10 protein-coding genes are annotated in these 10785 nt (G+C 67.8%); 8 read left to right on the top strand and 2 right to left on the bottom strand.

Going from position 1 to position 10785, the window contains the following annotated elements:
* The 8 genes from E4L96_RS03115 to E4L96_RS03080 form a co-directional block, all read left to right on the top strand.
* Positions 1-620 (top strand): DNA polymerase III subunit gamma/tau C-terminal domain-containing protein (locus E4L96_RS03115; protein ID WP_307721624.1); only part of this gene is annotated, 620 nt, incomplete at its 5' end.
* 49 nt (positions 621-669) lie between these two features.
* Positions 670-996 (top strand): YbaB/EbfC family nucleoid-associated protein, encoded by a 327-nt coding sequence (locus tag E4L96_RS03110; protein WP_135205770.1) that lies wholly within the window; start codon positions 670-672, stop codon positions 994-996.
* A gap of 14 nt (positions 997-1010) precedes the next feature.
* Positions 1011-1298, top strand: a complete 288-nt coding sequence (locus E4L96_RS03105) for a YciI family protein (protein WP_135205769.1) — start codon at positions 1011-1013, stop codon at positions 1296-1298.
* A gap of 8 nt (positions 1299-1306) precedes the next feature.
* Positions 1307-1897 carry a recombination mediator RecR gene (recR, locus tag E4L96_RS03100; RefSeq protein WP_135205768.1) on the top strand — a complete coding sequence of 197 codons (591 nt, stop codon included), beginning with the start codon at positions 1307-1309 and terminating at the stop codon, positions 1895-1897.
* On the top strand, positions 1894-3087 hold the full coding sequence (locus E4L96_RS03095) for a CaiB/BaiF CoA transferase family protein (RefSeq protein WP_135205767.1): 1194 nt from the start codon (positions 1894-1896) through the stop codon (positions 3085-3087). The genes recR and E4L96_RS03095 overlap by 4 nt, the downstream gene beginning before the upstream one ends.
* A 107-nt stretch (positions 3088-3194) precedes the next feature.
* Positions 3195-4322, top strand: a complete 1128-nt coding sequence (locus E4L96_RS03090) for a glycosyltransferase (RefSeq protein WP_229414199.1) — start codon at positions 3195-3197, stop codon at positions 4320-4322.
* Positions 4309-5127 (top strand): DUF2334 domain-containing protein, encoded by an 819-nt coding sequence (locus E4L96_RS03085; RefSeq protein WP_135205766.1) that lies wholly within the window; start codon positions 4309-4311, stop codon positions 5125-5127. Before E4L96_RS03090 ends, E4L96_RS03085 begins: the two co-directional genes overlap by 14 nt.
* An 84-nt stretch (positions 5128-5211) precedes the next feature.
* Complete coding sequence (locus E4L96_RS03080; protein WP_135205765.1) at positions 5212-7617, top strand: penicillin acylase family protein; 2406 nt, start codon at positions 5212-5214, stop codon at positions 7615-7617.
* A gap of 125 nt (positions 7618-7742) precedes the next feature.
* On the opposite strand, the gene E4L96_RS03075 is transcribed toward E4L96_RS03080, so the two are convergent.
* Both E4L96_RS03075 and E4L96_RS03070 read right to left on the bottom strand, forming a co-directional pair.
* A complete protein-coding gene (locus E4L96_RS03075) occupies positions 7743-9842 on the bottom strand; it encodes a putative bifunctional diguanylate cyclase/phosphodiesterase (protein ID WP_135205764.1) in 2100 nt (699 codons plus the stop codon).
* A gap of 2 nt (positions 9843-9844) precedes the next feature.
* A partial coding sequence (locus E4L96_RS03070; RefSeq protein WP_135205763.1) for a response regulator occupies positions 9845-10785 on the bottom strand: 941 nt, incomplete at its 5' end.

Here is a 10785-nt window from a genome sequence, read left to right as displayed (position 1 = left end):
CCGCCGCATCGCGCATGCCTCCACCGTGGGAGGCCGCCGCCCCGCAGGCTGCCGACGAAGGCTATGAAGACGTCCTCACCGACGACGAACCGCCATCGTGGGTCACCGAGTCTTACGACGACAGCGCCGCTGCGCCGGGCAACGCAGCCGCGCAACCGGCCCCGCGTGCGAAACCGTCCGCGCCGACCGAACCCTACGTGATCACCCCGGTCCCCGCACTGGACTGGGACGGCAACTGGCCCGCCCTGGCCGCGATGCTGCCGTTGCGCGGCGTGTCGCAGCAGCTCGCGTTCCAGACCCAGCTTATCGACTGCAAAGCCGACGGCAACGCCGCGACGATCCGCCTGAAGTGCCCGATCGACACCCTGCGCGCTTCCGGCAACACGGAAAAGCTGCAAGCCGCCCTGAACGAGCGCTTCGCGGGCAAGCGGATCAACGTCGAGATCGAGATCGGCCCGGTGTGGTACACGGCCAGCGCCGAAGCGCAGGCTTACCGCGAGAAGCGCCAGCGCGATGCCGAAGAGACGGTCGCCAGCGACCCGTTCGTCCAGATGCTGGAGCGCGAGTTCAACGCCTTCATCGTTCCCGGCTCGGTGCACCCGCCCGCCGAAGCGAAATAACGACATAAACCGTATAAACCAAATTAAATCAATCTAGGAGAATTCCGCCATGATGAAGAACCAGCTCGCCGGCCTGATGAAACAAGCGCAGGCCATGCAGGACAACATGAAGAAAGCCCAGGAATCCCTGGCCTCGATCGAAGTGGAAGGCCAGTCCGGCGCCGGCCTGGTGAAGATCGTCATGACCTGCAAAAACGACGTCAAGCGCGTCTCGATCGACCCGTCCCTGCTGGGTGACGACAAGGACATGCTGGAAGACCTGGTGGCCGCCGCCTTCAACGACGCCGTGCGCAAGGCCGAAGCCACCGCCGCCGAGAAGATGAGCTCTGTCACCGCCGGCATGCCGATGCCGCCGGGCTTCAAGATGCCGTTCTGACGTCCCGTCCGAAGATGTTCATCATTTCGCTCACTTACACGGACCTCGCCGGTGTCGACGCCTTGCTGGGCGCGCACCGCGACTACCTGAAGGAGCAGTACGGCCGCGGCGTCTTCCTGATGTCCGGCCGTAAGGTGCCGCGCACCGGCGGCATCGTGATCGCGGCCTGCGAGTCGCGTGAGGAAGTCGAGGCCCTGGTCGAACTCGATCCGTTCAAGGAAGCCGGCGTGGCCACCTACGAGATCACCGAGTTTGTGCCCACCATGACCTCGGACCACCTGGCCAGCTTCCGCGAGGAGTAGCCGCACCCATGTCCAAGGCCCTCGACTTCCTGACCGAGGCGCTACGGCGCCTGCCCGGCGTCGGCCCCAAGTCGGCGCAGCGCATGGCCTTCCACCTGCTGCAGTACGACCGCGAAGGCGCGGCCGAACTGTCGCGCGCCCTGTACCAGGCGGTGGACACGGTCCACCACTGCGCCAAGTGCAATACCTTTTCCGACACCACTGTCTGCGACCTGTGCATGGATGAGTCGCGCGACACCGCACTGCTGTGCGTCGTCGAGACGCCCGCCGACCAGCTGATGATCGAGCAGACCCTGACCTACAAGGGCCTGTACTTCGTGCTGATGGGGCGCCTGTCGCCGCTGGATGGCATCGGCCCCAAGGACCTGCACCTCGACAAGCTGGTCACGCGGGCGACCGATGGCGCAGTGCAGGAGGTGGTCCTGGCCACCAATTTCACCAACGAAGGCGAGGCCACCGCGCACTACATCAGCGAGATGCTGAAGGCGCGCGGCATGAAGGTCAGCCGCCTCGCGCGCGGGGTGCCGGTCGGCGGTGAGCTCGAATACGTGGACGCGGGCACCATCGCCCGCGCCATGCTGGACCGGCGCAGCACATGATCGGCCCGCAGGCGCTCGCCGGCATCAAGGTGCTGGAACTGGGCACCCTGATCGCGGGGCCGTTCTGCGCGCGTGTGCTGGGTGAATTCGGTGCGGATGTCATCAAGGTCGAATCCCCTGATGGCGGCGATCCGCTGCGTCAGTGGCGGGTGCTGAAGGACGGGACCTCGCTGTGGTGGTCCGTCCAGGCCCGCAACAAGAAATCCATCACCCTGAATCTCAAGACCGAACAAGGCCGCGCCATCGCGAAGCAGCTGGCGCTGGAGGCGGACATCGTGGTCGAGAACTACCGCCCCGGGGTGCTGGAAAAATGGGGCCTCGGCTACGAACAGCTGAAGGCCGAGAAGCCGTCGCTCATCATGGTGCGGCTCTCGGGCTTCGGCCAGACCGGCCCCTTGAAGGACCAGCCGGGCTTCGGCGCGATCGGCGAATCGATGGGTGGGCTGCGCTACGTGTCCGGCTTTCCGGACCGGCCGCCGGTGCGCGTCGGGATCTCGATCGGCGATTCGGTGGCCGCGCTGCACGGCGTGATCGGCGCCCTGGCCGCGCTGCGCGACCGGGACCAGACCGGCCAGGGGCAGATGGTCGATGTGGCGCTCTACGAATCGGTGTTCAACCTGATGGAATCGCTGGTGCCCGAGTACGACGTGGCGGGTGTGGTGCGCGAACGGACCGGCGGCGCGCTGCCCGGCATCGTCCCCTCCAACACCTACACCACGGGCGACGGCGAGAACATCGTCATCGCGGGCAATGGCGATGCGATTTTCAAGCGCCTGATGACCGCCATCGGCCGCCAGGACATGGCGGACGACCCTCAGCTGCAGCGCAACGACGGTCGCGTACCACGCACTGCAGACATCGATCAGGCCATCGCGCAGTGGTGCGCTTCCCAGACCATCGATACGGCGCTCGCCACGCTGCAGCAGGCCGACGTCCCGGCCGGGAAAATCTACTCGGTGCGGGACATGGTGCAGGACCCGCAGTTCCTCGCGCGCGGCATGTTCGAACAGCACGCGTTCGGGGACGGCACGCCGGTCAAGCTGCCCGCCGTGTCGCCGAAACTGTCGGCCACGCCGGGTGGCACGCGCTGGCTCGGCCCGGCCCTCGGCGAGCACACCGGCGAGGTGCTGCGCACCCTCGGCTACAGCGACGAAGCGATCGCCGAACTCCGCCAGAAAGGCGCCGTCTGAGCGGCTGAACTGCAGGGCCGAATCCGCCTTCTCCAGTGGACGGGAGCGTTTCGTTGCCGCACGTTTCGCGTGCGCCGCGGGCCGTGGCTTGCTGCTACGGTAGCGGAATGCATCTTGCCGATATCACCATGTTCTACGCCCCGGCGGGCGGGGGCGTCAGTACATACCTGAACGCGAAAAGCCGCTGGCTCCAGCGGCGCAGCAGCGTGCGCCATACCATCCTGACGTCCAACATGCCGTCGCATGACAACGTGGTCACACTGCCGTACTTGCCGGTGCCGGGCCTGCATGGCTACCGCTGGCCGTGGCCGATCCGGCGCGTCACGAACATCCTGTGCGAGCTGCAGCCGGACATCATCGAGGCTGGCGACGGCAGCTCCGGCGCCTGGGCTTCCCTGCATGCGCGCGACCGGCTCGGCATCCCCGCCGTCGCGTTCTATCATTCGGACACGCCGCGCCTGCTCAAGCGCCGCTTCGGCCGCGTGATCGAGGCGGGCGGCGAATGGTACATGCGCACCGTGTACCGGGACTTCGACCTGGTGCTGGCGCCGAGCCGATTGATGGTGCAGCGCCTGGCCGCGATGGGCGTCAAGCGCGCGGTGCACCAGCCGCTCGGCATCGACTCCGTGATGTTCCGCCCCGAACGGCGCGATTCGTCCTTCCGCGAGCAGATCGGCGTGGGGCCGGAAACGCGGCTGCTGGTCTACGCTGGCCGCTTCACGCCCGAGAAGAAGCTGGACATCCTGGTCGATGCGGTTTGCAAGCTCGGCGCATCCTATCATCTGGTGCTGGTCGGCGATGGCGTCACGCCACCGCGCCGCTGCCCGCAGGTGACCGTGCTGCCCTTCATGCACAACCAGGACGACCTGGCGCGCGTGCTCGCGAGCTGCGATGCGCTGGCGCATGCGGGCGATGGCGAGACCTTTGGCCTGATCGCGCTGGAGGCCATGGCCTGCGGGCTGCCCGTAGTGTACACCGGCGGCGGCATCGCGGAGCTGGTGGACCACAGCTGCGGCCTGCGCGCGGACCCCGACAACGTGGGCAGCATGTGCGGCGCCATCGAGGCGCTGTTCGCGCGCGACATGCCGGCGCTGGCCGCCAATGCGCGCCGCCGCGCCGCCGACCATTACGATTGGAATACCATCATGCCCCAGCTGCTGGCGCGCTACGAAGGCGCCCTGGCCACGGTGGCGCCCACCGTACCTGAAGGGAACCGGCGCTATGTGGCAGACTGAAAACGGCACGCGCGCACTGTGCGTCTCGATCCACGACGTGGCCCCGGCCACCTGGCCGCTGTGCCTCAAGCTGGCGGACGCGATCCGCGACGTTGCACCCATCCCGGTCACGTGGCTGGTGGTGCCGCAGTTTCATGGCGATACCCAGCGCTCGCTGGGCGTGGAAGCGCAGCTCGACTACTTCCTCGCCGAGGGCCACGAGCTGGCGCTGCACGGCTACCAGCACCAGGACAACCGGCCCACGTCGGGCGGATTGCGCGCGCGCTTCCTGCGCCGCGTGTACACGCAGTCGGAAGGCGAATTCTCCGCGCTGGACGAAGCCGAGGCGCGGCGTTTGCTGGCGCTGGGCTCCGAGTGGTTCCTGCGGCGCGGCTGGCCCGCCGGCGGTTTCGTCGCCCCGGCCTGGCTGCTCAGCCAACCGGCGTGGCGGGTGCTCAAGCAGTCGCGCTTCAGCTACACCACCACGTTCTCGCGCTTCCATTCGCTGCCCACGGGCGAGTCGGTGTACTCGCCGAGCCTTGTGTACACGGCGCGCAACCGCACCGGGCGCTTCTTCTCACCGCCGGCGGCCTCGTTGCTGGCCGGGATGCTGTCGAACGCGCCGCTGGTGCGACTCAGCCTGCACCCGCGTGACGCGCTGTATCCGCGCCTGATCCGCCATGCGCAGGGCCTCATCGAGCGGCTGCTGGAAACGCGCGAGCCGATGACCAAGCTGGCCTTCCGGCGCGAGTACTTCAGCCCCTCGCTCACGGCGCTGCCGCGCCACACCCGGCCCACCGCGGGCCACCGCGGCGAAACGGCCTGAGTCCCTGCTCAAGCCGGGCCGGGCGCCATCGCACGGCCCGGCAATTTCTGGCAATATTGCCCCGTTCTCACCACGGGGAAGTCCATGTCCACAAGCCGCTTGAAGAAATGGTCGCTGCGTATCCTCGCGGGCCTGATCGGGCTCGTGCTGTTCGCGATACTCGGGGTCTGGCTCTTCCTGCGCGCCAGTCTGCCGCAGCTGGACGGCACGGTGCATGCGGAGGGCATGAATGGCACCGTGACCGTGGCGCGCGATGAGCGCGGCGTGCCCTTGATCTCGGGCGCCAACCGGCTGGATATCGCCTACGTCACCGGCTATGTGCATGCGCAGGAGCGCTACTTTCAAATGGACCTGCTGCGCCGGTCGGCGGCTGGTGAACTCGCGGAGCTGTTCGGGCCCAAGGCGCTGCCACTGGACCGCGAGCATCGGCTGCACCGCTTCCGCGCGCGAGCCGAGCGCTTGATCGCGGAGATGGATCCGGCGGAGCGCCAATTCCTGGACCGCTACGTGGCTGGCGTGAACGATGGCCTGCACGCGCTTGGCGGCAAACCGTTCGAATATGGTCTGGTGGGCGCGCGCCCGCGGCCCTGGTATGCGGCCGATTCGCTGCTGGTGGCCTGGGCCATGTATAACGACCTGCAGGGCTCCACCGAAAAGCGCGAGCTCGCGCGCGGCTGGCTGCGCGATCACAGTACGCCGGAGCAGCTGGCCTTCCTGCTGCCCGAGCACACGCGCTATGATGCGACGCTGGACAGGGATGCGGCGCAGGTGCCCGAGCCGCCGATTCCCGCGACGGCGCCGGCGTGGTGGGGCAAGGGCGTAGCCACCACCAAGGTCGCATTGGCCGACATGCAGGCCGGGTTCGCGGCGGATGTGGGCTCCAACAACTGGGCCATTGCAGGTTCGCGCACCGCTGGCGGCGCGGCCATCGTCTCCAACGACATGCACCTGTCGATCAGCCTCCCCAACACCTGGTACCGGCTCGCATTGCAGTACCCGGGCGCGGACGGCAAGCCGCGCCGCATCGTGGGCCTGACGCTGCCCGGCGCGCCGCCGATGGTCCTCGTCGGCAGCAATGGCCACGTGGCCTGGGGCTTCACCAACAGCTATGGCGATTACATGGACTTGATCGAGGCGGAGCTGGACCCCGCGCGGCCAACCCAGATCCGCGTCCGGGCAGAGTGGGAGCCGATCGCCTATGCGGAAGAAATCATCTACGTGAAAGGGCAGGCGCCGGAACGCATGATGGTGCGCGAGACTTCGCTCGGGCCGCTGCGCGTAGCCGACGGGAAGACCTATGCGATCCACTGGACGGCCGATGCGCCGGGCGCGCTGAACCTCAATACGCTGCGGCTGGAAGGCGCGGACACGGTGGAGGCGGCGCTGGCCGTCGCCAACACGATGGGCATCCCGGCGCAGAACTTCGTCGCCGGGGACACGCAGGGGAACATCGGCTGGACCATTGGCGGCCTGCTGCCGAGCCGGGGCGAATACGGCGTGGGCGCCAGCTATCCGCTGAAGCCGGGCGATGCGCTGGGGTGGGATGGGCATATCGACCCGGCCGCCTATCCACGCGTGATCAATCCGGCGCGCGGGCAGATCCAGACGGCCAATAGCCGCCAGCTGATTGGCGGCGGCTCGGAGATCATCGGCGATGGAGGTTTCGATCTGGGCGCGCGCGCCAGCCAGATCCGCGATGATCTTGCGGCCCTCGGCGGCAAGGTGGATGTGGCGCACACCTATGCGGTCACGCTGGATGACCGGGCGCTGTACCTGGCGCCGTGGCGCGAGCGCGCTCTCAAGGTGCTCGATGCGGCGGCGCTGAACGGCCACCCGGCACGCACCGAACTGCGGCGCGTGCTGGAGACAGGATGGACGGGCCGGGCCAGCATTGATTCGGCGGCCTACAAGCTGACGCGTGATTTCATGTGGGCCGTGGGTGCGGTGGTGTACGACAGCGCGAACCTGGAGATCGCCAAGCTGGATGCCAAGGCCTCGGTGAGCATGGCGTCGCCGCGCTGGAGCGCGGTGCTGGCGCGCTTGCTCGATGCGCAGCCGACGGGCTGGTTGCCGCCGGGCCAAGCGAGCTGGCGCGACGTGCAGCTGGCGGCGCTGGACCGTGTCATCAACGAGCAAGTGCAGAGCGGGGTGCCGCTGGCGCAAGCCACGTGGGGCCTGCGGAATACTTCGGAAATTGCGCACCCGATCAGCGCCGCGGTACCACAGCTGAAGCGCTGGCTGGCCGCACCGGCGGACCAGCTGCCGGGCGACGTGCACATGCCGCGCGTGGCGGGGCCGAAGTTTGGCCAGTCGGAGCGGCTGACGGTGATGCCGGGGCACGAGGAGCAGGGCGTCTTCAACATGCCGGGTGGGCAGAGCGGCCACCCCTTGTCACCATACTTCCTGAAGGGGCATGAGGACTGGGTTCAGGGCCGCGCGGAGCCGCTGCTGCCGGGCCCCGCGAAGTACACACTGACTTTCCAGCGCTGACATTGCTGAGCACGCCGGGGTACGTCCCCGGCGCCGGGGACGTACCCCGGCGTGCTGAGCGGCAGAACTGATGCGTATTTGGCTCAGCGGTGGCAGGCCAGGCCAGGGCGGGGGCCCTGCGCGAGCTACTTCGCGACGCAGGTTTGCAGCCTGAGTTTCTCGGTGATGGCTTCGGCGGGGGAGGGGCGGCCGAAGTAGAAGCCCTGGGCCATGTCGCAGCCGTATTCCTCCAGCAGTACCAGCTGCTCGCCGGTCTCCACGCCCTCGGCCACCACCACCATCTTGAGCCCATGCGCCATCGCGATGATGGCGCGCGTGATGGCGGCGTTTTCGGAGTCCTGCGGCAGCCCGCAGATGAAGCTCTTGTCGATCTTCAGCGCGCGCACGTCGAAGCGCTTCAGGTAGTTCATCGATGAGTAGCCGGTGCCGAAATCGTCGATCGACAGGTAGACCCCGATCCCGCGCAGCTGCTCCAGCGTCACCAGCGTGGCCTTGGCATCGTCCATCAGCGTGCCCTCGGTGAGCTCCAGTTCCAGCAGGCGCGGTTCGAGTCCGGTGTCGCTCAGGGCCGAGAGGACGATCTGGGCCAGGTTCTCGTCCTTGAACTGGCGCGCCGAGAGGTTGACCGCCATGCGCAGGGAGCGGTGCGTGAGGCGCTGCCAGGAGCGCGCCTGGTTGCAGGCCGAGCGCAGCACCCATTCGCCGATCGGCACGATCAGGCCCGTCTCCTCGGCCAGCGGAATGAACTCGGTCGGCGAGATGATGCCCCGCTCCGGGTGGCGCCAGCGCACCAGCGCCTCGACGCCGACGATCTCGCCCGAGCGCACGTCGATCTGCGGCTGGTAGAGCAGATACAGCTCGTCGTTCTGCAGCGCGCGGCGCAGCCCGACCTCCAGCTGCACATGGCTCATGATCTGCATCGTCAGCGAGGACGAATACAGCTTGGCGTTGTTCTTGCCGCAGTTCTTGGCGTGGTACATGGCCGTATCCGCGAACTTGAGCAGCGAGTTGCAGTCGTCGCCGTCCTCCGGGTACAGCGAGATGCCGATGCTGGCGGTGACGAAGATCTCGTGGCCCTCGATCAGGAAGGGGCGGCGCATCGCGTCCTTGATGCGATGGGCGACGTTGAGCGCGTCCTCCACCTTGTCCAGGTCCGGCAGCAGGATGGTGAATTCGTCGCCGCCCAGGCGCGCGAGGCTGGTGCCTTCGTCGTGCGCCACCAGGTCGCCGGGGCGCACGGTTTCGCGCAGCCGGTCCGAGACGATCTTCAGCAGCAGGTCGCCCACGTTGTGGCCCAGCGTGTCGTTGATGCGCTTGAAAGCGTCGAGGTCCATGAACAGGACAGCGAACTTCTTGTCGTTGCGCTTGGAGCGCGCCAGTTCGCGCTCCAGGGTTTCGAGGAAGGCCTGGCGGTTCGGGATGCCGGTCAGGCTGTCGCAGTAGGCCAGGCGGCGAATCTGTTCCTCGGTGCGTTTGCGTTCGGAGATGTCGCGCACCAGGCCAAACACGTCGCCGGCGCCGGTGGTGACCAGGCGCGCCTCGAAGTGCTGCACGTCGCCGCTCTCGAGCGTCAGATCGTATTCGACGGTGCGCACGCGCTGGCTGGCCAGCACGGTGTGCATCTGGTCCAGCAGGCGCGCCGCGATCGGCGCGGGCAGCACTTCGCTCACATGCTTGCCGACGCAGGAGACGGGCGGGAAGGCGGCCTTGGTGTCGTAACCCTGCTCGTAGTCGAGGTAGAAGCCGTCCTTGTTCAGACGGAAGAAGGTATCGGGGATCGCGGCCAGCACCGCGCGGTTGTGCGCATCGGCGATGCGCAGACGGACGATGGCATCGCTGGCGCGCAGCACGTACAGCACGCGGTGACCCAGGATCGGCCAGTTGATCGGCTTGGAGACGAAGTCGGTGGCGCCGGCTTCGTAGGCATTGGTCACGGCTTCCAGGTCGTCGCCACCGGTCACCATGATGATCGGGACGGTGGCGCCGGAATCAAGCTTGCGCATTTCGGCGCAGGCGGTGAAGCCGTCCATGCGCGGCATGTCGACGTCCATCAGCACCAGGTCCGGGTCGGCGGTGCGGAACAGCGCCACAGCCTCCAGGCCATCGGCCGCTTCGACGCCATGCAGGCCCACCTGGGCCAGCATTTCCAGCATCAGCATGCGCATCACCGGGTCGTCATCCGCGACCAGGACCACGCCACGCTTGCTGTGTATCGCTTCTGCCATGCTCACGCCTCCTTCTCGAGGATAGCCGTGAGCGTGTGGCGCACAGCCTGGAATTCAAGTTCCATATGGGTCAGGATGCCGGCCGCGCCTTCGGTGGTCTCGGTGCGGCCGAGGTGCTCCATCTCCTTGCACATCTGGGCCAGCGTTTCGGCGCCGACGTTGGCGCTGCTGGACTTGAGCGAATGCGCCTCCTTGCGCAGCCGGAGCGCGTCGTTGCCGCTGATGGCGCGGCGCAGGGCCTCCAGGTGCTGCGGGGTGTCGTCCACGTAGGCGCTGACCACCTTGCGCACCAGGGCGTTGCCACGGTCCGAGGAGAGGGCGCGGATGTTGGCGAGGGCGCTCGGGTTGATCGGGTCGTGCTCGTCCTGCGCTTCGCTGGCCGCGTGCACGTCATGACCCTCGTCGTGCAGGCCATGCAGGTGCAGCGTCACATCCGGCTCGCTATGCGGCGGCCAGGCCGGGGCGCTCTGCGGGGCGGGCGCATGCTCTCCATAGTCGCCATGGTGGACGGTGGCGGCCACCGGCATCTGGATCCAGCGGCCGATGACGGCCGCCAGCTGCTGTTGCGAATAGGGCTTGCTCAGGTAATCGTCCATGCCTGCGGCGAGGCAGGCCTCGCGGTCGCCCTGCAGCGCGTTGGCGGTGATGGCGATGATGGGCAGTCTGCGGGGGCGCCCCTGCTGCTGTTCGTAACGGCGGATTTCGGCGGTCGCCTTGAAGCCGTCCATCACCGGCATCTGGCAGTCCATCAGCACGATCTCGGCACCACCGGCCTGCACGGCCTGCAGCGCGGCGTCACCGTTGGCGGCATGGTGGACGTCGAAGCCCAGGCTGTCGAGCATGGCGGTGGCCACTTCCACGTTGACCGGATTGTCCTCTGCCAGCAGCGCGCGGCGGCGGCGCATGGGCGAGCCGCCCGCGGTGAGCGCCTGCGGGTGCGCGG

This window comes from Zemynaea arenosa, from assembly GCF_004614185.1.
GTDB classification, from domain to species: Bacteria; Pseudomonadota; Gammaproteobacteria; order Burkholderiales; family Burkholderiaceae_D; genus Telluria; species Telluria arenosa.
The sequence above is the reverse complement of the archived record's forward strand: the minus strand, read 5'-3'. Positions and strand labels throughout refer to the sequence as shown.